General features: G+C 63.8%; 25 protein-coding genes. 11 read left to right on the forward strand and 14 right to left on the reverse strand.

Annotated elements, in window-relative coordinates:
- Positions 1–59: 59 nt before the first annotated feature.
- The 4 genes from AB0H22_RS11285 (at position 60) to AB0H22_RS11300 (ending at position 3,172) form a co-directional block, all read left to right on the forward strand.
- Positions 60–752, forward strand: a complete 693-nt coding sequence (locus AB0H22_RS11285) for a lipid droplet-associated protein (RefSeq protein ID WP_358146634.1) — start codon at positions 60–62, stop codon at positions 750–752.
- Positions 745–1,977 (forward strand): exodeoxyribonuclease VII large subunit, encoded by a 1,233-nt coding sequence (gene xseA, locus AB0H22_RS11290; protein ID WP_358146635.1) that lies wholly within the window; start codon positions 745–747, stop codon positions 1,975–1,977. The genes AB0H22_RS11285 and xseA overlap by 8 nt, the downstream gene beginning before the upstream one ends.
- The gene (locus AB0H22_RS11295; protein WP_180752066.1) at positions 1,974–2,168 is read left to right on the forward strand and encodes an exodeoxyribonuclease VII small subunit; all 195 of its coding nucleotides are present in this window, start codon (positions 1,974–1,976) and stop codon (positions 2,166–2,168) included. Before xseA ends, AB0H22_RS11295 begins: the two co-directional genes overlap by 4 nt.
- 104 nt (positions 2,169–2,272) lie before the next feature.
- Complete coding sequence (locus AB0H22_RS11300; RefSeq protein WP_180752065.1) at positions 2,273–3,172, forward strand: DUF559 domain-containing protein; 900 nt, start codon at positions 2,273–2,275, stop codon at positions 3,170–3,172.
- Between the two features lie 8 nt (positions 3,173–3,180).
- Here AB0H22_RS11300 and AB0H22_RS11305 read toward each other — a convergent pair whose 3' ends face one another.
- Complete coding sequence (locus tag AB0H22_RS11305) at positions 3,181–3,807, reverse strand: DUF4245 domain-containing protein (protein WP_358146636.1); 627 nt, start codon at positions 3,805–3,807, stop codon at positions 3,181–3,183.
- Between the two features lie 32 nt (positions 3,808–3,839).
- Between AB0H22_RS11305 and glpX the strand changes: the two genes are divergently transcribed.
- The 3 genes from glpX to AB0H22_RS11320 are packed head-to-tail and all read left to right on the forward strand — an operon-like array spanning position 3,840 to position 6,672.
- Positions 3,840–4,868 carry a class II fructose-bisphosphatase gene (gene glpX, locus AB0H22_RS11310; RefSeq protein WP_180752063.1) on the forward strand — a complete coding sequence of 343 codons (1,029 nt, stop codon included), beginning with the start codon at positions 3,840–3,842 and terminating at the stop codon, positions 4,866–4,868.
- Positions 4,869–4,898: 30 nt separating this feature from the next.
- Positions 4,899–6,293 (forward strand): class II fumarate hydratase, encoded by a 1,395-nt coding sequence (locus tag AB0H22_RS11315; protein WP_358146637.1) that lies wholly within the window; start codon positions 4,899–4,901, stop codon positions 6,291–6,293.
- Positions 6,294–6,342: 49 nt separating this feature from the next.
- A complete protein-coding gene (locus AB0H22_RS11320; RefSeq protein WP_219603479.1) occupies positions 6,343–6,672 on the forward strand; it encodes a hypothetical protein in 330 nt (109 codons plus the stop codon).
- A gap of 2 nt (positions 6,673–6,674) precedes the next feature.
- Here the strand turns inward: AB0H22_RS11320 and AB0H22_RS11325 are convergent, their stop codons facing one another.
- From AB0H22_RS11325 to AB0H22_RS11345, 5 genes are all read right to left on the reverse strand, one after another.
- Entirely contained in the window at positions 6,675–7,541 is an 867-nt protein-coding gene (locus AB0H22_RS11325; RefSeq protein WP_358146638.1) for a polysaccharide deacetylase family protein, read from the reverse strand.
- A 33-nt stretch (positions 7,542–7,574) separates the two neighbouring features.
- Positions 7,575–8,873 (reverse strand): PhoH family protein, encoded by a 1,299-nt coding sequence (locus AB0H22_RS11330; protein ID WP_180752259.1) that lies wholly within the window; start codon positions 8,871–8,873, stop codon positions 7,575–7,577.
- 324 nt (positions 8,874–9,197) lie between these two features.
- Complete coding sequence (locus AB0H22_RS11335) at positions 9,198–10,004, reverse strand: acyl-ACP desaturase (protein WP_180752060.1); 807 nt, start codon at positions 10,002–10,004, stop codon at positions 9,198–9,200.
- 113 nt (positions 10,005–10,117) lie between these two features.
- Positions 10,118–11,575: a glycine hydroxymethyltransferase gene (locus AB0H22_RS11340; RefSeq protein ID WP_180752059.1), complete on the reverse strand. Its 1,458-nt coding sequence runs from the start codon at positions 11,573–11,575 to the stop codon at positions 10,118–10,120.
- Positions 11,576–11,596: 21 nt separating this feature from the next.
- Positions 11,597–12,805 (reverse strand): DUF885 domain-containing protein, encoded by a 1,209-nt coding sequence (locus AB0H22_RS11345; protein ID WP_180752058.1) that lies wholly within the window; start codon positions 12,803–12,805, stop codon positions 11,597–11,599.
- Positions 12,806–12,858: 53 nt separating this feature from the next.
- Here AB0H22_RS11345 and coaA point away from each other — a divergent pair, with 53 nt between their 5' ends.
- From coaA to AB0H22_RS11360, 3 genes are read left to right on the forward strand one after another with little or no spacing between them, the layout of a single operon-like run.
- Complete coding sequence (gene coaA / locus AB0H22_RS11350; RefSeq protein WP_180752057.1) at positions 12,859–13,791, forward strand: type I pantothenate kinase; 933 nt, start codon at positions 12,859–12,861, stop codon at positions 13,789–13,791.
- Between the two features lie 39 nt (positions 13,792–13,830).
- Positions 13,831–14,226: a nuclear transport factor 2 family protein gene (locus AB0H22_RS11355; protein WP_180752056.1), complete on the forward strand. Its 396-nt coding sequence runs from the start codon at positions 13,831–13,833 to the stop codon at positions 14,224–14,226.
- A 41-nt stretch (positions 14,227–14,267) separates the two neighbouring features.
- The gene (locus tag AB0H22_RS11360; RefSeq protein ID WP_180752055.1) at positions 14,268–15,950 is read left to right on the forward strand and encodes a GMC family oxidoreductase; all 1,683 of its coding nucleotides are present in this window, start codon (positions 14,268–14,270) and stop codon (positions 15,948–15,950) included.
- Between the two features lie 73 nt (positions 15,951–16,023).
- Here AB0H22_RS11360 and AB0H22_RS11365 read toward each other — a convergent pair whose 3' ends face one another.
- On the reverse strand, positions 16,024–16,458 hold the full coding sequence (locus AB0H22_RS11365; RefSeq protein WP_180752054.1) for a hypothetical protein: 435 nt from the start codon (positions 16,456–16,458) through the stop codon (positions 16,024–16,026).
- A gap of 124 nt (positions 16,459–16,582) precedes the next feature.
- On the opposite strand from AB0H22_RS11365, the gene AB0H22_RS11370 reads away from it, so the two are divergent.
- On the forward strand, positions 16,583–17,491 hold the full coding sequence (locus AB0H22_RS11370; protein ID WP_180752053.1) for an oxygenase MpaB family protein: 909 nt from the start codon (positions 16,583–16,585) through the stop codon (positions 17,489–17,491).
- Here the strand turns inward: AB0H22_RS11370 and AB0H22_RS11375 are convergent.
- The 7 genes from AB0H22_RS11375 to AB0H22_RS11405 form a co-directional block, all read right to left on the reverse strand.
- Positions 17,474–18,904, reverse strand: coding sequence for a hypothetical protein (locus AB0H22_RS11375; protein ID WP_180752052.1), 1,431 nt, complete (start codon positions 18,902–18,904; stop codon positions 17,474–17,476). The genes AB0H22_RS11370 and AB0H22_RS11375 overlap by 18 nt on opposite strands.
- Positions 18,905–18,937: 33 nt before the next feature.
- The gene (locus AB0H22_RS11380; RefSeq protein WP_358146639.1) at positions 18,938–19,525 is read right to left on the reverse strand and encodes a DUF5701 family protein; all 588 of its coding nucleotides are present in this window, start codon (positions 19,523–19,525) and stop codon (positions 18,938–18,940) included.
- 107 nt (positions 19,526–19,632) lie between these two features.
- Complete coding sequence (locus AB0H22_RS11385; protein ID WP_180752050.1) at positions 19,633–20,853, reverse strand: hypothetical protein; 1,221 nt, start codon at positions 20,851–20,853, stop codon at positions 19,633–19,635.
- On the reverse strand, positions 20,846–21,223 hold the full coding sequence (locus AB0H22_RS11390) for a carboxymuconolactone decarboxylase family protein (protein WP_358146640.1): 378 nt from the start codon (positions 21,221–21,223) through the stop codon (positions 20,846–20,848). Before AB0H22_RS11390 ends, AB0H22_RS11385 begins: the two co-directional genes overlap by 8 nt.
- On the reverse strand, positions 21,216–22,079 hold the full coding sequence (locus AB0H22_RS11395; protein ID WP_358146641.1) for an NAD(P)-dependent oxidoreductase: 864 nt from the start codon (positions 22,077–22,079) through the stop codon (positions 21,216–21,218). Before AB0H22_RS11395 ends, AB0H22_RS11390 begins: the two co-directional genes overlap by 8 nt.
- The gene (locus AB0H22_RS11400; RefSeq protein ID WP_358146725.1) at positions 22,076–22,834 is read right to left on the reverse strand and encodes an SDR family oxidoreductase; all 759 of its coding nucleotides are present in this window, start codon (positions 22,832–22,834) and stop codon (positions 22,076–22,078) included. The genes AB0H22_RS11395 and AB0H22_RS11400 overlap by 4 nt, the downstream gene beginning before the upstream one ends.
- 14 nt (positions 22,835–22,848) lie before the next feature.
- Positions 22,849–24,318, reverse strand: a complete 1,470-nt coding sequence (locus tag AB0H22_RS11405) for an aldehyde dehydrogenase (RefSeq protein ID WP_358146642.1) — start codon at positions 24,316–24,318, stop codon at positions 22,849–22,851.
- Between the last annotated feature and the right edge of the window lie 39 nt (positions 24,319–24,357).

Raw genomic sequence — 24,357 nt, forward strand, 5'->3', positions numbered from 1 at the left:
GCCACCAGCTTACGGCCCACTCTTTCGCTCCACGAGCCATGTAAGGCAAGCTTGCTCCTATGATTCGTCCTCCGTACGGAGTCCGGCTGATCCTCGGGGTGGCCGCGACCGTTCTCGAAGAGACCCGCAAGCTGCCCCAGGCCGTCCTCACCTACCCCATGACAGCGGCTAGCCAAGCCGTGCAGAACTTCATGCGGTTCCAGCAGACGGTGACCGAATTGGCCATCAAGGGCGACGAGACCTGGGAAAACATCTTCCCGCCCACCGACGAGCAGCCGGAGTGGGCGACCTTCGATGAGGACGTCGACGAGCTCGATGCACCCGCGCCGGATGAGTCGCAAGCTACTGCGGTCTATGAGGATACCGCCGAGCGCATGACGAACGGACGGTTCGCGCTGTACTCGTCGGAGCCGTCCGCGCCGTCGGCGGCCGAGGAGCCGGCAGCACCCGAGCCCAAGCCCGCAGCGAAGAAGGCCGCGCCGCGTAAGGCACCAGCGAAAAAGGCTCCCGCCAAAGCGGCACAGCAGGCTGCGTCGGTAGCGCCCGCTGAACCGGCGGATCCGAACGCCCCCGACGTCGTCATCGAGCTCGGCTACCACGATCTGACGCTGGCCCAGCTGCGGGCGCGGCTGCAGTCTCTGTCGGTGAGCGATCTGGAAGAACTGCTGACCTACGAAGACGCCCACAAGGCGCGGGCGCCTTATCAGACCTTGCTCGCGAACAGGATCACACGCGCCGCTGCCCGTGGCTGATCCGGGGACAAGCCCCGAAAACCCCTGGCCAGTCAGGGCTGTCGCCACCCGGGTAGCCAAGTGGATCGACCGCCTGGGCGTGGTGTGGGTGGAAGGCCAGCTGACGCAGATCGACATCCGGCCCGGTAGCAAGACCGTGTTCATGGTGCTGCGCGACCCGGCCGCCGATATGTCGCTGACCGTGACGTGCCCACCCGATTTGGTGCGCAACGCACCGGTGAAGCTGACCGAAGGCACCCAGGTCGTGGTGTGCGGCAAGCCCAGCTTCTACACGGTACGTGGATCGTTTTCGTTACGGCTCAACGATATTCGCGCGGTGGGCGTCGGCGAGCTGCTGGCCCGAATCGAACGGCTGCGTCAGCTGCTGACCGTCGAGGGGCTGTTCGATGCACGGTTGAAGCGGCCGGTTCCGTTCCTGCCTCGGTGCATCGGGCTGATCACCGGCCGCGCCAGTGCCGCCGAACACGATGTGATTTCCGTCGCGACGGCCCGATGGCCGGCGGTGCAATTCGCGGTGCGCAACACCCCGGCGCAGGGCCCGCACGCGGTCGCCGAAATCGTTTCCGCGTTAAAGGCTTTGGATACCGATCCCGCCGTGGATGTGATCGTGTTGGCACGCGGCGGTGGCAGCGTGGAGGATCTGCTGCCGTTCTCCGATGAGACGCTGTGCCGCGCGATCTCGGCGTGCCGAACCCCCGTGGTCAGCGCAGTCGGGCATGAGCCGGACAATCCGCTGTCCGATCTGGTGGCCGATCTACGGGCCGCCACGCCCACCGATGCCGCCAAGAAGCTGGTGCCCGATGCCGCCGCAGAGCAGGCGTTGATCCTGGATCTGCGACGAAGGTCGGCACAGGCGTTGCGCAACTGGGTGCAGCGCGAGCAGCGCGGTCTGGATCAGATGCGTAGCCGCCCGGTGCTGGCCGATCCATTGCGGATGCTGACGACACGTCAGGACGAAATCTCCGTCGCGCGAACGGCACTGCGTCGCGATATGCGGCGGCTGGTGGAATCCGAATCGCAACGGGTGAAGCATTTGTCGGCACAGCTGGCCACGCTGGGTCCGGCCGCCACCTTGGCCCGCGGGTACTCGGTGGTGCAGCGAGTACGCGACGATGGCACGGTGGAGGTGCTGCGAACGGTGGCCGATGCACCGGCCGGGGCATCGCTGCGCGTACGCGTTTCCGATGGCGCCGTGACCGCGACCGTGACAGGAGAGGGTTCATGACCAATCCCGCCGAGCTGGGCTATGAAGAAGCACGCACCGAGCTAATCGAGGTGGTGCAGCAGCTAGAGCAAGGCGGCCTGGATCTGGATACCTCGCTGGCACTCTGGGAGCGCGGCGAGGCGCTGTCCAAGCGTTGCGAAGAGCATCTGGCAGGAGCCCGCAAGCGCATCGAAGACGCGCTTGATTCCTAGTCTCTTTCGCGACGAGATGACAATGACGCTGGCGATTAGGCGGAAATCACCCGCATAGATGTCATCTCGGTGGCGTGTCAGTGGGCTATGCCAGTCTCGCGCTCATGGGGGATCCATTCATCGGCACCGAACTGCTTGGCACAGGCGACCTCAGCCGATGGAAATTGAGCGCCCGCCATACACGTGTCTATCCCGACGTGTACGTCCCGAACGGCGCCGAACCTACCGCCGCCGATCGCGCAATCGCGGCGTGGCTCTGGTCGAAAAGAACTGCGGTCATCGCCGGCTTGTCAGCGTCTGCCCTCATGGGTTCGAAATGGATAACCCCAAACACCCCAGCGGAATTGATCGTCGCTCGTCGGCACGCTCCCCGCGGAATCACGGTGCACCGTGACCAATTATCGCCCCACGAACGTACAATCCGCGACGGCGTTCCACTGACGACGGCGGCACGAACGGCATTCGACATCGGACGGCGAATGCCGTTCACCGAGGCGCTTATTCACCTCGACTCGCTTTCACGCGCGACCGGGCTCAACGCCGACGACGTACAGACATTGATCGATCATCACAACGGTGCGCGCGGCATCATGCAGCTACGTGAACTCCTTCCGCTCATCGACGGCGGAGCTGAGTCGCCGCAAGAAACGCGCACCCGGCTCGAACTGATCCGTGGCGGATTGCCCAAGCCACAGACTCAGATTCGGGTAATCGACGAGTTCGGCTGGATATTCGCACGCATCGACATGGGCTGGGAGGAATGGAAAGTCGGCGTCGAGTTCGACGGTGCTCAACATTGGACCGACCCGGCGCAGCGCACCAAGGACATCGACCGACTCGCCGAGCTGGAAGAACTGGGCTGGCGGATCATTCGAGTGAGCAGTGACATGCTGCGCAACCGGCGAGCCACGGTCGTGAGCAGAGTCGCGGAGGCACTGACTGCGGCTGGCTGGCGTGGCGAGATGACAATCACGCGGGCGATTGTCGAGAAACGACCCGCGTAGATGTCATCTCAGCGCGGCAGTGGTTTGGCCGTCTGTACCGCGCGGGCGACGGTCTGGAAGGCCTCAGTGTTACCGGCCCCGGTGACGGCGACGGTCACCGTGTTGTCCAACCGCGTCACCCAGACCGGCTCGACACCCTCACCGCCCTCATAGGCAACCCAGTGCACACCATCGACCTCTTCGGGTCCGCGCGGGACAAGTGAACTGTCGAGCTTCGGGACGACCTTCTCTTCGGCCGCTCCGCTTTGCACCACCGCCATGTACGCGCCCGACGGGCTCAGATACCCCACCTTGGACAGAGGCATTCCGTCGATGCTGTCCCGACCACCGGAATTCGCCTGCCATCCCTCTGGCAGCGACGGCTCCCGGACCGGGAACGGGAACTGCCGGGCATCGGCCTGCAGCGCGGCGTGCGCGTCATAGGCGGGCGGCTTGCCCACCGTCGGCCCACTCGGAGTGAAGGAGCACATACCCAGCATTCCGGCCAGCAGGATGCACGCGACCACCAGCGGGGCCATCGACCAGAACATGTCGCGGCCGTCCTGGAACAGGCGCGGCTTGGCCGGCCTGGGAGCCGGGACCGCGATCCGGTCCTCGGGTCCCTCCGACGGGGATGCATCTGCCACGCCTCCCATACTCGCAGGCGCGCATGAAACAATCACAACCCATGAGCCCGTCGCGCAGAGAAGCCCCGGACCGCAACCTGGCATTAGAACTGGTCAGAGTGACTGAGGCGGGTGCTATGGCCGCGGGCCGGTGGGTCGGCCGCGGCGAGAAGGAAAAGGGCGACGGTGCTGCCGTCGACGCCATGCGCGAGCTGGTCAACTCCGTTTCCATGCGCGGTGTCGTCGTCATCGGCGAGGGCGAGAAGGACAACGCCCCGATGCTCTACAACGGCGAAGATGTCGGCAACGGCGACGGCCCGGACTGCGATTTCGCGGTGGATCCAGTGGACGGCACCACCCTGATGAGCAAGGGCATGCCCAACGCCATCTCCGTGTTGGCGGTCTCCGAGCGCGGCACCATGTTCGACCCTTCGGCCGTCTTCTACATGGAGAAGATCGCCGTCGGCCCCGACGCCGCCGATGTCATTGACATCACGGCCCCCGTCTCCGAAAACATCAAGCGCGTCGCCAAGGTGCGCAACTGTTCGGTCTCCGATATCACCGTCTGCATCCTGGACCGGCCCCGTCACGGCGAGCTGATCCAGAACGTCCGCGATACCGGCGCCCGCATCCGACTCATTTCCGACGGTGACGTGGCGGGTGCCATCTCGACGGCCCGCCCCAACTCGGGTACCGACATGCTGCTCGGTATCGGCGGCACCCCCGAGGGCATCATCGCCGCGGCCGCCATGCGCTGCATGGGCGGCGCCATCCACGGCAAGCTCGCACCGCGCGATGACGAGGAACGCCAGAAGGCCATCGACGCCGGCTACGACTTGGACCAGATTCTCACCACCGAGGATCTGGTGTCCGGCGAGAACGTCTTCTTCTGCGCGACCGGCGTCACCGACGGCGATCTGCTGCAGGGGGTCCGGTACTTCGGCGGCGGCTGCACGACGCAGTCGATCGTGATGCGCTCCAAGTCCGGCACCGTCCGGATGATCGACGCGTACCACCGCCTCACCAAGCTCCGCGAGTACTCCGCGGTCGACTTCACCGGCGACGACGACGCCACCCACCCCCTCCCCTGATCACTCCCTCATCGACGACGGAAGGTATCCATGTCTGAGCAGCAGTACCGCATCGAGCACGACACCATGGGCGAGGTCCGGGTGCCCGTGGAAGCACTGTGGCGCGCGCAGACTCAGCGCGCCGTCGAGAACTTCCCCATCTCGGGGCGCGGGCTTGAGCGCACCCAGATCCGTGCGCTCGGCCTGCTGAAGGGCGCCTGCGCACAGGTGAACAAGGACCTGGGCCTGCTCGCGCCGGAAAAGGCCGATGCCATCATCGCCGCCGCGGCCGAGATCGCCGACGGTAAGCAAGATGACCAATTCCCCATCGACGTGTTCCAGACCGGCTCGGGCACCAGCTCGAACATGAATGCCAACGAGGTGATCGCCTCGATCGCCGCACGCGACGGCGTGACGGTGCACCCCAATGACGACGTGAACATGTCGCAGTCGTCCAATGACACCTTCCCGACGGCCACCCACCTGGCCGCGACGGAAGCCGCTGTGCGCGACTTGATTCCCGCACTGGAGTACCTACAGCAAGCACTGGCCACCAAGGCCAAGGCGTGGAAGACCGTCGTGAAGTCCGGTCGCACCCACCTCATGGATGCGGTGCCCGTGACGCTCGGCCAGGAGTTCGGTGGGTACGCCCGCCAGATCGAAGCCGGCGTCGAGCGGGTCAAGGCAACGCTCCCCCGCCTTGGTGAGCTGCCCATTGGCGGTACCGCTGTCGGCACCGGTCTGAACGCTCCCGACGGTTTCGGTATCAAAGTTGTTGAGGAGCTGAAGAAGTCGACGGGCCTCTCGGAACTGAAGACGGCCGCCGACTCGTTCGAGGCACAGGCCGCCCGTGATGGACTGGTCGAGGCCTCGGGTGCGCTGCGCACCATCGCGGTGTCACTGACCAAGATTGCCAACGACGTTCGGTGGATGGGCTCCGGCCCGCTCACCGGACTCGGCGAGATTCAGCTGCCCGACCTGCAGCCCGGCAGCTCGATCATGCCCGGCAAGGTGAACCCGGTGCTGCCCGAGGCAGTCACCCAGGTGGCCGCACAGGTCATCGGCAATGACGCCGCGGTATCCGTTGGCGGTCTGTCGGGTGCCTTTGAGCTCAACGTGTACATCCCCATGATGGCGCGCAACCTGCTGGAGTCGTTCACGCTGCTGGCCAACGTTTCTCGACTGTTCGTCGACAAGTGCGTCGACGGGCTGATCGCCAACGAGGATCACCTGCGGACACTGGCAGAGTCGTCCCCGTCGATCGTCACCCCGCTGAACTCGGCGATCGGCTACGAGGAAGCAGCGGCCGTCGCCAAGGAAGCGCTCAAGGAGCGCAAGACAATCCGGCAGACGGTCATCGACCGCGGCCTCATCGGCGCCAAGCTGAGCATCGAGGAACTCGACAAGCGCCTCGATGTACTCGCCATGGCGAAGGTCAAGGATTAAGACTCGGTTCGTCAGTTTCGCTCTCGTCGCCGCCGGTATCTATCAGGCGGTGACGGGGGCTTGGACGATCGTGGCTCCAGAGTCGTTCTTCGACACTCTGGGCGCATTCGGTGTGCGAAATGACCACTATCTCTTTGATTTAGGGTCATTCGCCCTTCCACTGGGGCTGGCACTGCTGGCCGCGGTGAAGTGGCCGTCGTGGCGGGTGCCGACACTGGCCATTGCGACCGGACATTGGGTGCTGCACACCGTGAGTCACCTGGTGGACACCAACCACCACCAGGGCCAGACCTTGGGATTGCTCGAAGGCCTCGGCCTGTTGGTGACGGCGGTACTGCTGGCGCTGGCGCTCTGGTTCGCCGCCGCCGAAGAGGCCTAGCGCTACTGCCCGACGGCCGGTCCGCCCGCACCCTGATTGGGCAGGTCGGTGATCGGAATGTTGGTCATCGGCAGCGGCGACGGAGTATTGGGCAGCGGCGGAATCTCGGATGCCGGAATGTCTTTCAAGAGGTTCTCCGGCGGGCCGTTGTCCCGGCTGCCATAGCTGCTGCCGGGCTCGCGTGGGCCGAGTAGCTGAGTGACGGTGACCGCATGGTAGCCGTTTGCCTTGAGCACGGGCAGAAACTGCTCGACCAGATCCACTGTGCTGGAGTAGGTGTCGTGGAACAGCACCACCGACCCCGGCTTGATCTGCGACATCAGGATGGCCCGGGTGGCATCGGTGTTCGAGTCGTTGGCCCAGTCGAACGGGATGACGTCCCAGTTGATATCGGCCAAGCCCTGCTTCTTGGCTTCGGCCAGTACCTGGTCGTTGATCAGGCCACCGGCCGTGCGGAACAGCTTCGGGCGCTGGCCGGTTGCCGCTTCGATAGCATCGCTGGCCTTGCTCAGCTGGGCCGCGATGGCCTCCGGCGGGATGGTCGTCATGTTGGGGTGCTCCCAAGTGTGACTGCCCAATTCCATCCCGGCATCCACCACACGCTTGGCACCCGCCGGATCGCGCTGGACCTTATTGCCGATCTCGAAGAAGGTCGAGTGCGCTCCGTTGGCCCGCAGTATGTCCAGCAGCCGATCGGTGAACGGGCTCGGCCCGTCGTCGAATGTCAGCGCAACACACTTCTCGCGTTGGCAGTCCACCGGCTCGGCGAGGGCGCGCTGCTTGTCCGTGACGACGATCGCGGCCGCAATCAGACTTCCTACCGCGGCCGCGACCATCGTCCAACGAAAGACATCACGCTTGGTTAGCACGCCTAACAGCTTAGTAGCCGGTTCATACCGGCACTACGCAGAGTGCCCGGGCCCGAACTCCTCCAACATCTCGGTGACCAGCGCGGCGATGGCCGAACGCTCGCTGCGCACCAGTGTGACGTGTGCGAACAGCGGATGCCCCTTGAGCTTCTCGATCACGGCGGCGACACCGTCGTGACGACCGACACGCAGGTTGTCGCGCTGGGCGACATCGTGGGTGAGCACCACCCGCGAGCCCGTGCCCAACCGTGACAGCACTGTCAGGAGCACGTTGCGCTCCAGGGACTGCGCCTCGTCGACGATCACAAAGGAGTCGTGCAGGGACCGTCCGCGAATATGCGTGAGCGGGAGCACCTCAAGCATGCCGCGCGCCAGCACCTCTTCAATGACAGCCGGTGACGCCAGACCTTCGAGGGTGTCGAAAACGGCCTGCCCCCACGGACCCATCTTCTCGCTCTCGCTGCCCGGCAGGTAACCCAGTTCCTGACCGCCGACTGCGTACAGCGGTCGAAACACCACTACCTTGCGGTGACTGCGCCGCTCCAGCACCGCTTCGAGTCCGGCGCACAGCGCCAGCGCCGACTTACCGGTGCCCGCCTTACCGCCCAGGGACACGATGCCCACCGACTCGTCAAGCAAGATGTCCAGTGCCACACGCTGTTCGGCAGAACGGCCGCGCAACCCGAAGACCTCGCGGTCACCGCGAACCAGCTGAACACGCTTCTCGGAATTGACCCGCCCGAGCGCGCTGGAGGTGCCACCGAGGAGCCGAATTCCGGTGTGGCACGGTAGGTCCCGAGCCGACTCGAGATCCACCTCACCGGCTTCGAAGAGTGAGTCGATGACGTCGGGGGCGGTGTCCAACTCCGCCATACCCGTCCAGCCAGAGTTCACCACATCCTGAGCCCGGTATTCATCGGCCGCCAAGCCCACCGCACCAGCCTTGACGCGGAGCGGAATATCCTTGCTCACCAACGTAACCAGCTTGCCTTCGGCGGCGAGGTTGAGCGCGCACGCCAGGATCCGCGAGTCGTTGGAGTCGGTGCGGAAGCCCACGGGCAGTACCGAAGGATCGGTGTGATTCAGCTCGACATGCAGCGAACCACCTTGTGTCCCAACAGGAATGGACTGATCAAGGCGGCCGTACTCCAACCGCAGATCGTCGAGCATCCGCAACGCAGTGCGGGCGAACCAACCCAGCTCATGATGATGACGCTTGCCTTCCAGCTCGCTGATCACCACCAGCGGGATCACTACCTCATGTTCGGCGAATCGGTTTGTGGCCCAAGGATCAGACAACAACACCGAGGTGTCGAGCACATAGGTACGGATTGATGAGCCGCTCGCGCGAAGGTCATCAGAGGTTGTCCCAGCGGTCTTTGAAGCAGTCACCGAACGCTCCTGACATCGGTGCGGCACCACACACGATCTGTCGTGGACGCGGTCGGTACCGTGTGTGGACCGTCATGAGACCGTCCACATCAGGACCGGGGCCGGTCCTGTCGCTTTCGCCACGATCAGTACCTCCCGGATAGCAAAGCATGTCGCTAGCCATCGGTTTTGACGCTACTCGTACCTACACGCGGATGCCGCGCATGAAACCAAGCGTGTTGACTAACACCGGGTTAACGCCGGTTACAAGCGTGCGGCGGCGGCTCAGAGCCGCTCGGTCACGCCCCACTTGTCGGTGAGCTCGCGGACCACGTCCTGCACGGTGCCCTCATCGATGATTCCGGCCTCAGCGACCGCGGCGACCTTGTCCTCGTAGCCGTCGATATCGGCGCCGATGACCTTCAGTTCCGCGGCCCGGGCCTTAATGGCGGCGATGGTGTCCTCAGGGTGCAACCGCAGGCATTCGAGAACGATATTGCTGTACATCTGCTCATGCCGACGCTCGTCCTTCTCGATGTTGGCGAGCAGGCCCTTGAGTACATCGTCGTCGGTCTGCGCAGCGAGGTTCTGCACGTATACCGCGTGCATCTGCTCGAAGAACGCGTTGAACACCAGCGTCTCGATCTGGGTGTACGAGTCGGCGCGGTAGCCCTTCATCACATGGGCCAGCCGGGTGTCCTCATCGCCGCTGGGGTCAGCGTTGCGGGTCACCACCAGGTACTCACGCAGGGCGATAGCGTGCAGGTTCTCCTCGGCAGTCCAGCGCCCGATGAAATCGGCCCACGGGATGACCTCGAGGCTGAAGTGCTCGACCATCTCACGGTGGTAACCCGCAAGGTTGTCCTTGGTGATCAGCAGGATCTGGATCGCGTCGACGATGGCCTTGGGCAGCTTGACGTCGGACGGCTCCCAGTCGCGTCCACCCAGGAAGGCGAAGTTCTCGCCCTCGTCGAAGGGCACGTGCTCATGGGCGTACCAAAGCTCCGCGGTATCGCGATGCCGGTCGATGTTCTCGGCGACGACATCCGTCAGCTCAAGAGTCAAGGCATTGGGTACAGGTTTCTGTGCCATGCGGTAACACTAACTCCACTCGGAAAAAATGTGAAATCGCCGCGCGACGAGTCATGAGCGCATACAAAAGCCCCCGTCACAGCGGCGTTTCGGGGGCTTTTGACTCTAGAAATCTAGAGCGTGAGGCCCGGGTAAAGCGGGTTGGCGGCCAGCAGCTCGGCGGATGCGGCCTTCACTCGATCGGCGACGCCGTCGGCAAGCGCGTACTTGGCCTTGGAGGTCCCATCCGCCGTGGTGTTGGACAGCACGTCGACCACGAGCTCGGCTACCTTGTCGAACTCGTCGCCGTCGAACCCGCGGCTGGTGAGCGCCGGGGTGCCGAAGCGGATACCGCTGGTGTACCAGGCCCCGTTGGGATCGGCCGGGATGGAGTTCCGGTTGGTGACGACGCCGGCGTCCAGCAGCGCCGATTCGGCCTGCCGTCCGGTGAGTCCGAAGGACTGCACATCGAGCAGCACCAGGTGGTTGTCGGTGCCACCCGTGACCAAGCGTGCGCCCCGCTTCAGGAAGCCCTCGGCGAGCGATTTGGCGTTATCGGCGACGCGCTGCGCATACACCTGGAAGGAGGGCAGGCGCGCCTCGGCCAGGGCGACGGCCTTGGCGGCCATCACATGCGAGAGCGGTCCGCCCAACACCATTGGGCAGCCCTTGTCGACGGCATCGGAGTACTCGGCAGTGGCCAGCACCAGGCCGCCGCGCGGGCCGCGCAGCGATTTGTGGGTGGTGGTCGTGGTGATGTGGGCGTGCGGCACCGGGTTCTCGTCGCCGGTGAACACCTTTCCGGCGACCAGACCGGCGAAGTGCGCCATGTCCACGAACAGGGTGGCGCCCACCTCGTCGGCGATCTCACGCAGCTTGGCGAAGTTCACCCGGCGCGGGTAGGCGGAGTAGCCACCCACGAGGACCAGCGGCTTGAACTCGCGGGCCGCGGCGGCCAGGGCGTCGTAATCCAGCAAGCCGGTCTCCGGGTCGGTGCCGTAGCTGCGCTGTTGGAACATCTTGCCCGAGATGTTCGGGCGGAAGCCGTGGGTCAGGTGACCGCCCGCGTCCAGCGACATACCCATGAGCCGCTGGTTTCCGTACTGGTGGCGCAGCTCCTCCCAGTCGGTCTCGGACAGATCGTTGACATTGCGGACGCCCTTCTCGGCCAGCGCCGGAGCCTCGACGCGCGTCGCGAGGATCGCCCAGTAGGCAACAAGATTGGCGTCGATACCCGAATGCGGCTGCGCGTAGGCGTACGGCGCCCCGAACAGCTCGCGGGCATGCTCGGCCGCCAATGCCTCGACGGTGTCGATGTTCTGGCAGCCGGCGTAGAAGCGGTGGCCGATGGTGCCCTCGGCGTACTTGTCGGACAGCCAGGTACCCATGGTCAGCAGCACGGCCGGCGAGGCGTAGTTCTCGCTGGCAATCAGTTTGAGTGAATCGCGTTGGTCGGCAAGCTCTTTGCGGGTCGCATCGGCAATCCGCGGCTCGATGGTCTCGATGACCTCGAGAGCCGACCGGTACGCGGCGCTGGCGGTCTCGGCGTACTGCGCGCCCTGCGCGATATCACTGGATGCTGATGTCGTCATGGTCATCAGCCTAGTCGGCGGCTATACCAAGGTGGAGGCCACCAGGGGCTCGTCAAGCAGCCTGCCGAACCGGGTCGTCAACGACTGCTCGGGGGGACGACGGTCGAGCCATCCCTTCAACAATTGATAGCCCTCCACGTAGGTGGAGATGTACGCCCGCCACAACGGCGAGGACAGGAATTTGAGCATGTGCCGGGCGCGCTCATCCGAGACAAGCAGCCAGCGCTTCAGGAATGCGATGACGTCCTCGACGTCACGGTGCTCGTCATGCAGCATCAGGGCGGCGTCTTGGCGGACGTTGATCAGCCCGGCCCGTGCGCGCCCAATGGTCTGAGCCTGCTCACCATCGAAGCGCAGCCCCAGGTCGGCATAGATCTCCTGAGCCCACGGTCCCCAGTCCTCGCCGACGGCGGCGTAAAGCGCGAGGTCGGCGAGCCCCTCGGCCATCAGACACTGCGGCGTGTTGACCAGAAATATGGTTTGTTCCTGCTGATCACCCAGGTGCACCAGACCGGCCTCCTTGCGGCAATGCTCGGTGTGGTGTCCGGGATAAGACTCGTGGGCGATCAGCGCCGGCACGTTGTACAGGAACTGCTTGAGATCGGAGTTGACGGCCACCGTCGACCGGTAATTGCCCTCGTAGTAGTTGAACCCCGACCACGGTTTGTCGCTGACGATCTCGTACGTCACCGTCTCGGTCTCGGGCAGCGGAAACTCGCCCCGTACCCGGTCGCGTAGTGCGCTGGAGAAGGCGTCCACGCATTCCTGCAGACGATTCGGGTCGATCTCCTGCGAGCGGTCATAGGCGGTCTTCCGCTCGAGCAGCGAACCACCTTCGGGCAGCACACTTTCGAGCGCCTCATGTGCTTGCTTATAGCGCTCTTCGTCACCCTTCGCGATGCGCACATCGAAGTAGTCATGCACCTCATCGACAAACCCGATGTCTTCGCCGGCGAACTTGCGCCCGGCGCATGCCAGCGCCTTCAGATGGGTGTCGATGAAGGCCTTGCGCACCTCATCCAGATCGCTGGAAGCCAACTCACCGCGCAACGCCGCGGCCTGACGTGCGAGGTCGGCCGGATTGGGCGTTGGCTCGTTCTCCACCCGCTTCCGCAATGTCGGGTCGCCGGTGAACGAGTCGACGTACCCGCTCTCAATGCGGTCAAATCGCAGCCCAAGCAGCAGGTATTCGATGACGAGACTATTTTTCAACCCGCCGTTATTGCCCATGTCACACAACCCTAGTGCCGCGTTTACGGACGGTTCCTGTAAGACTTGGCTTCATGCCGCGGCTGAGCGAGCCGAGCCCCTACGTGGAGTTCGACCGGAAACAGTGGCGTGCGCTGCGCAAGGCCACCCCGCTGGTCCTCACCGAGGAAGAGCTCTTCGGATTGCGCGGCCTGGGCGAGCAAATCGACCTCACCGAGGTCGCCGAGGTATACCTCCCACTGGCCCGTCTCATCCATCTTCAGGTCGCGGCGCGGCAGCGACTGTTCGCGGCGACCGCCACTTTCCTCGGGGACCAGCACCCGGACCGCCTGGTCCCCTTCGTCATTGGGGTCGCGGGCAGCGTGGCCGTCGGCAAGTCGACCACCGCCCGCGTGCTGCAGGCACTATTGGCGCGCTGGGACCACCATCCCCGGGTGGATCTGGTGACCACCGACGGCTTCCTCTACCCCAACGCCGAACTTTCCCGGCGGAACATCATGCACCGCAAGGGTTTTCCGGAAAGCTACAACAGGCGCGCACTTCTGCGGTTCGTCACCGAGGTAAAATCGGGCGCGCATGAAGTCTGTGCGCCCGTGTATTCGCACTTGCTGTACGACATCATCAAGAACGAGAAACACGTTGTGCAGCAACCGGATATCCTCATCCTCGAGGGCCTCAACGTACTGCAGACCGGCCCGACCCTGATGGTCTCGGATCTGTTCGACTTCTCGATCTACGTGGATGCCCGCATCGAGGACATCGAACAGTGGTACATCTCCAGGTTCCTGGCAATGCGTTCGACGTCCTTCGCCAATCCGTCCTCACACTTCCACCACTACGCCAAACTGAGCGATAAGCAGGCAACCCTTGCCGCACAGGAGATTTGGCATTCTATTAACCTGCCGAACCTGTTGCAGAACATCCTGCCGACCCGCCCGCGCGCCACGCTGGTGCTACGCAAGGATGCCGATCACTCCATCAACCGGCTGCGTCTGCGCAAGCTGTAGCCGCCGTGCACAAAGTAGACCGAATGGTATATTCGGCTCATGATCAACAACGTGGTTGAAACCTGGCACGGCATCATCTCCGGCGCCACCCCAGAGGCCCTTAACGAGCTGCTTGCCGAGGATGTCGTCTTCCACTCCCCCGTGGTGTTCACGCCGCAGCGCGGCAAGGCGATCACCACGATGTACCTGCTGGCCGCGTTCGCGACCCTTGCCGGACCCGAAAGCGACTTCCACTACGTCAAAGAAGTCCTCGACGGGAACACCGCAGCGTTGGAATTCGAGTCGACCATCGACGGCAAGTACATCAACGGAGTCGACATCATCACCTGCGACGACGCCGGGAAGATCGTGGAATTCAAGGTCATGATCCGCCCGCTGCAGGCCATCAATGCGATCCACGAGAAGATGCGCGCGGCTTTAGAAGCCGCGTCCTGATTTACGGTGCATCGGCGGCAACCAACCAGTAGGTTGACCGCATGGACTATGACTACGACGTAGTCGTCATCGGGTCCGGTTTCGGTGGGAGCGTTGCGGCCCTCCGCCTCACCGAAAAGGGATACCGAGTCGGCATATTGGACATGGGAAAACGCTGGAAACCCGAGGACTTTCCCCCGAACAACTGGCATGTGCGCAAGGCCATGTGGGCACCTGGGCTCGGCTGTTACGGCCCGCAACGACTGACCGTGTTGGGCAAGACCTTCATCGCGAGCGCGGTGGGTGTCGGCGGCGGTTCGTTGATCTACGGCAACACGCTGTACGAGCCGTTGGAGAGGTTCTACACCGATCCGCAGTGGGCACACATCACCGACTGGAAATCCGAGCTCGCCCCCTATTACGACCAGGCCCGCCGGATGCTCGGGGTGGTACAGACACCGCACACCACACCGCCCGATGATGTGCTGCTGGCGGTGGCCAGGGATCTAGGTGTCGAGGACACCTATCACCCCACCAATGTGGGCGTGTTCTTCGGCGATGAGCCCGGCAAGACGGTGCCCGACCCGTTCTTCGGCGGCGCCGGCCCAGATCGCGCCGGATGCATCGGGTGCGCGCAATGCTTCACCGGATGCCCGCACAACGCCAAGAACACCACCGAGACCAACTACCTGTATCTGGCCGAACATGCTGGTGCACAGATTCATCCGCTTACTCAGGTTCTCGATGTGCGCCCGCTCGACGGAGCAAAAGGCTACACCGTCAGCACCAAGCAGACCGGGCGCTGGTTCCGTAAGAACAAGCGGGACTTCACCGCGCGCCACGTGGTGTTCTCCGCAGCCTCGCTGGGCACCCAGCGGCTGCTACACCAGCTGAAAGACACTGGGTCACTACCCAATTTATCGGAGCGGCTCGGAGAGCAGGCGCGCACCAATTCCGAAGAGGTGCCCATCGTCTACTCACCCAAGAGGGACGACTTCTCCCAGGGCGTGGCCATCACCTCCTCGATCCATCCCGAGGCCAACACCCACGTCGAGGTGTGCCGTTATGGGCCGGGTTCCACCTTCCTGAGCATGCTGGGCACCAACATGGTTGACGGCGGTCCATGGCGTTTCGCACGAACCTGGCTGGCCAACATGCTCCATCCCGGCATGATGTTCCGCTCCATGTTCCCGTACCGCGCCGCGCAGCATTCGATCATCGTGCTGGTGATGCAATCACTGGACAACTCGCTGACCACGTACCTCAAGCCCGGGTTGTTCGGCAAGAAGATGACCACGAAACAGGGCTCGGGAGAACCGAATCCGGACTGGATCCCGGTCGCCCATGATGTGGCACGCCGGATGGCCGAGAAGGTCGACGGGTACGCGGGCAGCACGCACCTGGACTCGATCAACATCCCGCTCACCGCACATTTCATCGGCGGCTGCCCGATCGGTGACTCCGCCGAGACCGGTGTGATCGACCCCTACCAGCGCATTTACGGCTATCCGGGGCTACATGTGATCGATGGGTCGGCGATCTCGGCGAATCTCGGCGTCAACCCGTCGTTCACCATTACGGCTCAGGCCGAACGTGCAATGGCGTTCTGGCCCAACAACGGTGAGGCCGATCCACGCCCAGAGCTGGGATCGGTGTACCAGCACATCGCACCCGTACAGCCCCAACACCCGACGGTTCCGGGGGCCGCCCCGGGCGCACTGCGTCTACCGCTGGCCCCGGTCTAAACATGAAAGGTGCCGGGCCACCAAATGGGTGACCCGGCACCGGCTCACTCTCAGCGGGTGAGCATATGGGCGGCTACGCGGAGCGTAGGCGCCGTAGTCCGAGGAACTGGATGTCCGCCATGACGGCGGTGTAGACGCCGAAAACTATCGCCAGGGTTACCCCCACAGTGGTGAGCGGCACCCATTTCATGACACCCACCGCCACGTACAAGACGGTGGCCAGCAGGTTACCGACGATGTAGACGATGCCGATGGTCCCCAGCTTCGACGTGTCTGCCCGGCTCAATGCGTACGCCACGGCCCCGTACCCGATGAGGGCGGCGGCGTGTGCCACCTGGAATCCCAGCGAGGGTCCGAGCGGCTCGACAAGCCATTTCGCAGCAATCAGCAGTACGACGGCAACCGATCCGGTGGCAATGCCGTCGAACCCGATTCCAAATCGCAGAAGTGAGTCGGGTTGAGCGAATCGTGTGCGAAGTACTGACGCGTTTTCTGATGCGATGGACATTGCGGCTCCTTGAGGTGCGTCGATGAACCTGACACCACCGACATTGCCTCTTATGCACTGCCATCTCGACATTCCGCACTGCCAATTCCTGCCAGTTCGTCGCGGTGTGTGCCATCATCTAAAGATGACAACAGCAGATGTCATCTCTGTCGCGCCCGGTGCACAGCTCGGCCCCCGCTCATTGTTGTGGCGTTGGGCTGGTGATATGCGTATCGCATTCACCGGCGGCACGGCCGGGCTGCTGCAAACGATGGATCCCGCGATCGGCTACGCCCTGATCGAGCACTCCAACTTCTTCGAAGACCCCGTCGACCGGGTATTCCGCTCGCTGCCTCCGATCCTCGGCACCGTGTACGACGACCCCGCGGCCGGAACCGGCACGAAAGTGCGCGACTTTCACCGCGATATCAAGGGGATCCAGCCCGACGGGGTCCGCTATCACGCGTTGAATCCGACGACCTTCTGGTGGGCGCACGCGACCTTCCAGGTGATGGTCGAACAAACTGTGGACCGTTACTCGTCCCACCGGCTCAGCGATGCAGAGCGTGAGCAGCTCTACCAGGAGGGGGTCGAGTGGTATCGGCGGTACGCGATGAGCGAGCAGCCAGTACCGCCGAATCGAGCAGCATTCCAAGAGGAATGGGATCGGTACTGCGACGAAGTACTGGCCCCCAACCCGGCGGCGGACTATCTGATGAAGGTCATCGAAAGACGCACTGTCCCGGATATGAGCCAGTCGCCGTATCTGCCGGTGTCACCGTTACTCAAACCCGCTGCTCGGTTGGCACTGCCGACCGTACCGATACGCGCAGCGTTGGCGCCGCCGTTGCGACTGACCATCTACGGCGGCCTGCCACCCCAGGTGCGCAAGCGTTTTGGGATCCGGTGGAACATGGCAGACGAGACGGCCTACCGCGCGCTGTCGCGCGCCGTGCCGCTGGTGTGGCCGTTCATCCCGACATCGTGGCGATGGCATCCCGGCAGTCATGACGGATGGCGACGGGAGCGAGGACGGCTACCGCGACCCTGGTGACACGGATGAGCCGCTTGCGCGAAGACCATTGGACGGCGATGAGCCGCTTACGCGAAGACCGTCAGCCACGGTCTGTGCGCGCAGATCGGCCGCGATCAACTTGGCGGCAGCGTTCTGCCAGTTGTGCAATGACCGCTGCGGAACCTCGGTGACCAACCACTGCCACGCCTGGCGCGATACCGGGTCCAACCCCGCCGCCGTCGCGCCCTGGGCATAAGCCCGCACGCCCATGACGTAGGGGAAGTACAGGGCGTTGTAATAACGCCACTGATCGGTGACACCGAAGTCCCCTTCCTCCCGCGGCTTGAGCCGTGAGATGGATTCGGCGAGAACCGCTCTGAGTTCGTTGGCGCGTTCGACGGGTTGATCAGAAGCGCCACGGCCGCCCAGGCGCTCGCCGATGACCGGCAGCGAAGCCAGCGGGCTGGCGACGAGTTTGGCGAGATCGCCATAGTGACTGAGCGCACGGCGAGTGAGCCGGGTGAACGTCTCGTCGTCGACACCTTCGATGGGCGATGCCGACTTCAGCGGCAAGGCCGCCTCGGTGCTGCGCAGCTCGGAGCGTTCCTGGCGCAGCTGCGGGGAACGCGAGAAGGCCATGCGGTCGAGCAAGTCGGCGAATGGACCCGATTGCACCTGGATACAGATAGCCAGGCCGACGCTGGTGAACAGCAGCACCACCAGAGCTACCGACTGACCCACAACGGCCATACCGATCATGGCCTGGGCGCCGAACAGTGCGCCGACGAGGATCGACGCAACGAAGGAGCGCAGCATATCGGCGCGCAGTGCCTGCCCCTCGTCGAAGGCGTCCCAGAGTGCAACGCCCAGACCAAGCAGCACCAGGTCGAAGCCCGTCGAGGCCAATGCCAGCCAGCTCGGCAGGATGCCGAGCGGAATGATCAGCTGAGCGTCGCCGAGCGTGAAGAACATGGTGGCGACCAGGACGACGCCACGTGCTGAACCGGGTATCGACGCGCGGCGCCGGAATAGCAGAATCGCCGCCCCAACGGCTGCGGTTCCGCTGGCACAGAACATGATCCAATGCCCCAGCGTGGCGGGACCTTCGATGGTGCCGGCCATCGTCGCACCAACCAGCATCGCGATGGCAAGCACCAAGGCGGGCACCGCGATGGCCGCACGGTCACGCCGGCGATCGCCGTTGTTGGTGAGTTCGAGCAGCACCATCAACCAGGCGACGCTCGGGACGATCGCCGTGAAGACCTCGATACGACCAAGGAGTTCGGCATCGGATCCGGGAGTTACCCGAATGGCGTCCAGTGCGACGACGAGTGAGTAGCCGATCAGCCCGACGGCCGCGAGGGCGAGCACCGGCTTGCGGGGGTTGCGCGCGAGTAAGTACAGACCCAGCCACCAGCTGAGTCCGAACACCAGTGCCGACATCGCCACCATCACTATCAGTGTGACAGGTGCCGGACCCCGGAGCTACGGGACTACCCGTGCACCGCCCGAGGCCGTGCCCAGCCAAGTGTGCGGGTTCCGGTCCCAGCACCATCCGAGTTTCGGGCGCCTATCGGAAATCCAGATCGCCGGCACCCGCTGCCCCTTCCCACGCGACGCTGCCAGCGAGAAACATTTGTTCTTGCGCAGCATGTCCGGCCGCGCCGTCACGAGCGCGATGCCCTCGTCAATCGTGAGCGGGGAACGCCCACAGGCGGTGATCGCATGCAGGGCCGTCTCCGGTGTGACGTTGCAGAACTCGCCACCGGTGTCGATATCGGTGAGCAGGTACGCGCCAGAAGGGATATCCACAATTGATCGGTAGACGTCGACGTCACCGTCGTCCATGACGTGAAATCCACTGCGTCCGTTAAGAGTCATCAACGGCGCCGTCTGCTCATAACTGGTCCCGGTGACGACGAGAAGGAACGGAATGTGATCCTCGGGGTTGACGGTCGAGGCAGGCAGGCCCTCCACCAACGGCCGCAGGCGGGTAACGCTATCGGTGACCGGATACCCAAGGTTGGTCAATCGGGCGAGCTGGCGGTCGAATTCATCCAGAGCAGCGGGCATTGCTCGTCAACGCACCGACAAGGCCACAGGTTCCCGCGAGATGACATTGACGCTGGGAATCACGAGCGAATCCACCGCATAGATGTCATCTCGGCGAGGATTTGGTGCTACACCACCGTCAGCGGCAGCGACTTGCGAGGCTCGAAAGTGAACCTCGATCCCCCACTGACATTGGCGATCATCACCTCCGGCAGCTGCCTGTCCACACCCTCATGCTCAACGAACGAGGCCACCCAATCCTCAGCATCTCCCGAAACCTCCACGCGGATATGCGGATCGACCGCAGTTGCGATGGCTTGCAACGGCCGCGTTTCGGACGGCCCACACAGCGAGATCCACGCCTGCTCCTCGTGAGCGGGCGACCTCCATACATGAAGCTCACCGCCTGCAATCTCGGCGTTCACATATCCGACAGGGCTCAGCAGCGGATGCAGTTCGAGCACCCGCAGCACACCCTCGATCCCGCCGGGCAGCTGCAACGCCTGCGTGATCCGCGCGGCCGCGACGCCAGCGAGTCCGATGAGCTGTTGGGTGCACACCGTTCTTGCCAACTCCACCTCGGCGCGCTTGCGCACCGCGATCGAGAACCCGAGGAACAGCAGATGCATCTGCAGACAGATCTCGTCGGCAATTCGCACGAGCGCCGAATGCGAGAAGGCACCGAAGTCCAGATCGGACAGCAGTGGCCCCGAGTAGTCGGAGGCCCCCTCATCGGAGGTGTCGATATCGCTCAATTCCCAACCCGCGGCCACAGATCCGCCGACAACATCAAGGGCGGGGATCCCGGACACCGCGGGATATGACTCATCGATTGTCACCGTCCACGCGCAGTGTGGATGCCGGTCCGCGGGTGTGCGCGGCGGGCGGTGAATCGGCCGCACCTGGGCATGTGGGTTGGTGGCAAAGGCCGTCGCATCGAAGGTGGGATCCTCGATGTCATGGCACATGCCCGTTACGTACTCGGGCCCGAGTGGTTCCACGTCGAGCAACGCTCCGCAGTGGTCGAGGTGAAACTCCCCGTGCCACTTGTCATGCACGGTGTACCGGAAATCCATGAACTGTGGCGGCGCACCGATATCGAGCTGCATGCCTTTGAAGATGGTGATCACGTCGTCACCCTCGAATCGCAATGCCTTCTGCATGCGCCGGGTATAGATGGGGCTGGATGACGCCCACTCTTCGATGGCGACCTGCAGCATCTCCTCCCTACCGAAATGCTGTATGCAGTAAGCCATTCCGGAGCGGTCGATCAGCTGACCGATCAGCAGCAGCTCCGGAACCAGAACTGCCAGCTGTTCCCGAGACAACCCGGAGAATCGGCTAGTCACCGGAGGATTCCGTGTCTTTCTTGGCACGCTTGGCGATAGCCATCTCGACATGCTTGTTGACCCGCTGCCCCAGCGGCCACCCGACATAGTGCGTGATGAACAGGGCCACCTCGCGCAGCTCGGTGTCGGTGAGCTCGCCGTTCTTCAGCGCCGCGCTGGTCTGGATCTCCAGGATCTCGTCGAGCCCCAAGGCGCTGACCGCGCCGAGGAGCAACAGCCGGCGATCACGGATCGAGAGCTCGGGGCGATCCCAAATTGTCCCGAAGAGATGGTCGGCCGTGTACTTGAAATAGTCGCCGGGCAGGTCTGGCATATCCCAGCCGTAGACCTCTTTCATCTTGTCGAGGCCCTTGCGACGCAGCTCATCCATTAACTTCTCCCTCTCTAGATGGCACAGCATGTGGCACACCGAGACTGGCCGCCAGCCGCTCACGGGCCAATGCCGCCAACGGCAGCTCGACCGACATCTCCTCACCCAGTGCCAGCGCCAGGCTGAGATCTTTCTCGCCGAGGCCCCGCACATGGGTGAAGATCGGGTTCCAGAAGCTGTCCGGATCGACCGGCGCCGTGGTGTCGCGCAGCATTATCGCGCCCGGCCCACCGGTGATCGCATCCGTGTGCCTGACCACCTTGCCCAGAGCAGTGATGTCCAGCCCGCAGCTTTCGGCCAGGCGCTGCGCCTCTCCCGCCGCGGTGAAGGCCACGAAGTGTAAGAGGTTACGCGCCAACTTCATCCGTGTACCCGCGCCCGGAGCGCCGGCATGGATCACCAGCGATGCCCACTTCGAGAACGGCTCCTTAATACGCGCGAAGATCTCGTCATCGGCGCCGACCATGGTGGCAAGCTCACCCTTGTGCGCACCAGGCGCACCTCCGCTGACCGGTGCGTCGATAACGTGAATATCGTGCGGCGACCAGCGCTGTGCCAGTTCCACGGCCGTCGCGTCGCTGATGGTGGAATGGATCGCGATAATGGTGCCAGGCTTTGCCTTCGGAGCAAGGGCGGCAACGACTTCCCTTACCTGTGCGTCATTCAGCACCGTCACGCTGATGAGGTCGGCCTCCGCAATGTCAGCGAGGCCGTCAGCCGCTCTCGCACCCGCCTCGACGAGGGGCGCCATCGCCTCGGGCCGCAGATCGAAAACCGTCAGGCCGCCGGGCCAGTCGACAAGTCGTTGGGCCATGGGCGCGCCCATGTTTCCCAGGCCGATGTATCCAAGTTTCATGACCGGATGATCTGTCCACCGTCGACGTTGAACACTTGGCCGGTAATCCAGGAAGCCTTGTCCGACAGTAGGAACAGGCACATACCCACCATGTCGTCGACGGTACCCATGCGACTCAGCGGAATATTCTTGACGAGCTCGTTGCGGAACTGCTCCGGCACCGTGCCTCGGGTGGCGTCGGTATCGGTGGGTCCCGGCGCGATGGCGTTGATGCGGATCTTCTGTCCACCCAGCTCACGGGACAGCTGCTGGGTAAGGCCGTTGATGCCCACCTTGGCCAGCCCGTAGAAGCCCGAGTACAGCCATGCGGCCGTGGAGGATTGGTTGACGATGGCGCCGCCGCCGCGCTTGGCAATGTGCTTGTACACGGCGCGCGTACACACCAGCGCCCCGTCCTGGTTCACACTCATGAACTTCTTGTAGTAGTCCCAGGGCACCGTGAGCAGCAGGTCGAGCTTCATTCCGCCGTAGATCGCGGCGTTGTTCACCAGGTAGTCGATGCCGCCGAACTCGGAGACCGCCTTGTCTGCCATGGCGATTGCCGAATCGGGGTCGGACACATCGACACCGGCGAAGATGGCCTTGCCACCGTCGGCGACGATCTGCTTGGCGACGCCTTCGCCCAACTCGACGTTGATATCGGCCACCACCACCGCCGCGCCCTCCCGGGCCAGCGCAAGCGCATACGCCTCACCGATGCCCTGTGCGGCGCCGGTGACGATGGCAACCTTGTCCTGAAACTGCCCAGTCGAAATCACCTTTGATCCTCCTATTTCACAGCCGTCGCAATGACTTTGGTTTCCAGGTATTCCTCGAAACCGGCCATACCCATTTCCCTGCCGATACCCGATTGCTTATATCCGCCGAAGGGTGCGTCTGCGGAGTACCAGACACCGCCGTTGACGTTCACCGTCCCCACCCGCAACCGGGATGCCACCCGCGCCGCACGCTCGTCATCCCCGCTGAACACCGTGCCGGACAGTCCGTACGGTGAATCGTTGGCGATCCGCACCGCGTCGTCGTCACCGTCATGGGCCAGGACCACCAGTACCGGCCCAAAGATCTCCTCGCGCGCCACCCGCGCGTCATTGGTAAGACCGGCGACGACGGTGGGTTCGATGAAGTATCCCCGGTCCTTACCTTCTGGCCGCCCACCGCCGCAGGCGAACGAACCACCTTCGGCGACAGCCAGATCCAAATAGGACTGAACCCGGTCGCGCTGGCGCGCCGAGATGACCGGACCACAGATCGTTCCCGGACTGGTGGGATCCCCCGGCTTCAAAGACCCCATAGTGGCCGCGGCAGCCTGCACCGCCTCTTCGTACCTAGCACGCGGCACCACCAGTCGGGTGGTGATGGCGCATCCTTGGCCGGCATGCATCGCGGCCGTGAATGCCGACATCGAACACGCTGCGGCCAGGTTCGCGTCATCGAGCACAATGAACGCCGACTTGCCCCCGAGCTCCAGGAACACCTTCTTGACGGTGGCCGCCGCATCGGTCATCACCGCGCGACCGGTGGCCGTCGATCCGGTGAACGACACCATGTCCACGCGGGGATCCGTCGACAGCTGCGCACCGATTCGATGGTCACTCGACGTGACGATATTGATGACGCCCGGTGGGAAATCGGTGTGCTCCGCGATGATTCGCCCCAGCACCGCCGCGCACCACGGGGTGTCCGGGGCGGGCTTGAGCACCAAGGTGTTTCCGGCGGCCAGCGCCGGGCCCACCTTGGCGAGGTTGATCTGATGCGGAAAGTTCCACGGCGTTACGGCCCCGACCACACCAATGGCCTCGCGTGCGAGGGTGCGCTGGGTTTTGATGCCCATGGGCGAGGCAACACCGAGATCGGCGTTCCAATCAAAGGAATCGGCGGTGTCGGCCGCGAACCGCAGATCATCTACCGGTCCTTCGAGCTGCGCTCCGGCGGTCAGCATCCGAGGTGCGCCCACCTCCGCGATGGTCAGTTCCCGCAATTCTTCGATATGAGCCTTCATCCCGTCGCGAAGCTGACGGAGACACTGCACGCGCAACCCCACATCCCGAGACCAGTCGGTGCCGTCGAACGCACGACGTGCTGCCTCAATCGCGCGGCTCATGTCCTCGCTGTCCGCATCGGCCGCGGTGCCCAATATCTCTTCGGTAGCCGGGTTGATCGTCGGGAACCGCCCGGCACCTCCGGGAACCAGCTTTCCGTCGATGAATAGATCGCTTTCACCATCGGCCAGGAGTGCCATCGTCACCTCATTCCAGGAATCTGGACAACTGTCCATTCC

This window comes from Mycobacterium sp. NPDC050853 (assembly GCF_040653875.1).
Taxonomy (GTDB): Bacteria; Actinomycetota; Actinomycetes; order Mycobacteriales; family Mycobacteriaceae; genus Mycobacterium.

Coding starts and splice junctions, on each gene's coding strand:
- AB0H22_RS11285 (WP_358146634.1), top strand. CDS start 60: ATGATTCGTCCTCCGTACGGAGTCCGGCTGATCCTCGGGGTGGCCGCG.
- AB0H22_RS11295 (WP_180752066.1), top strand. CDS start 1,974: ATGACCAATCCCGCCGAGCTGGGCTATGAAGAAGCACGCACCGAGCTA.
- AB0H22_RS11300 (WP_180752065.1), top strand. CDS start 2,273: ATGGGGGATCCATTCATCGGCACCGAACTGCTTGGCACAGGCGACCTC.
- AB0H22_RS11305 (WP_358146636.1), bottom strand. CDS start 3,807: ATGGGAGGCGTGGCAGATGCATCCCCGTCGGAGGGACCCGAGGACCGG.
- glpX (WP_180752063.1), top strand. CDS start 3,840: ATGAGCCCGTCGCGCAGAGAAGCCCCGGACCGCAACCTGGCATTAGAA.
- AB0H22_RS11315 (WP_358146637.1), top strand. CDS start 4,899: ATGTCTGAGCAGCAGTACCGCATCGAGCACGACACCATGGGCGAGGTC.
- AB0H22_RS11335 (WP_180752060.1), bottom strand. CDS start 10,004: ATGGCACAGAAACCTGTACCCAATGCCTTGACTCTTGAGCTGACGGAT.
- AB0H22_RS11340 (WP_180752059.1), bottom strand. CDS start 11,575: ATGACGACATCAGCATCCAGTGATATCGCGCAGGGCGCGCAGTACGCC.
- AB0H22_RS11345 (WP_180752058.1), bottom strand. CDS start 12,805: ATGGGCAATAACGGCGGGTTGAAAAATAGTCTCGTCATCGAATACCTG.
- coaA (WP_180752057.1), top strand. CDS start 12,859: ATGCCGCGGCTGAGCGAGCCGAGCCCCTACGTGGAGTTCGACCGGAAA.
- AB0H22_RS11355 (WP_180752056.1), top strand. CDS start 13,831: ATGATCAACAACGTGGTTGAAACCTGGCACGGCATCATCTCCGGCGCC.
- AB0H22_RS11360 (WP_180752055.1), top strand. CDS start 14,268: ATGGACTATGACTACGACGTAGTCGTCATCGGGTCCGGTTTCGGTGGG.
- AB0H22_RS11365 (WP_180752054.1), bottom strand. CDS start 16,458: ATGTCCATCGCATCAGAAAACGCGTCAGTACTTCGCACACGATTCGCT.
- AB0H22_RS11370 (WP_180752053.1), top strand. CDS start 16,583: ATGACAACAGCAGATGTCATCTCTGTCGCGCCCGGTGCACAGCTCGGC.
- AB0H22_RS11375 (WP_180752052.1), bottom strand. CDS start 18,904: ATGGTGGCGATGTCGGCACTGGTGTTCGGACTCAGCTGGTGGCTGGGT.
- AB0H22_RS11380 (WP_358146639.1), bottom strand. CDS start 19,525: ATGCCCGCTGCTCTGGATGAATTCGACCGCCAGCTCGCCCGATTGACC.
- AB0H22_RS11390 (WP_358146640.1), bottom strand. CDS start 21,223: ATGGATGAGCTGCGTCGCAAGGGCCTCGACAAGATGAAAGAGGTCTAC.
- AB0H22_RS11395 (WP_358146641.1), bottom strand. CDS start 22,079: ATGAAACTTGGATACATCGGCCTGGGAAACATGGGCGCGCCCATGGCC.
- AB0H22_RS11405 (WP_358146642.1), bottom strand. CDS start 24,318: ATGGCACTCCTGGCCGATGGTGAAAGCGATCTATTCATCGACGGAAAG.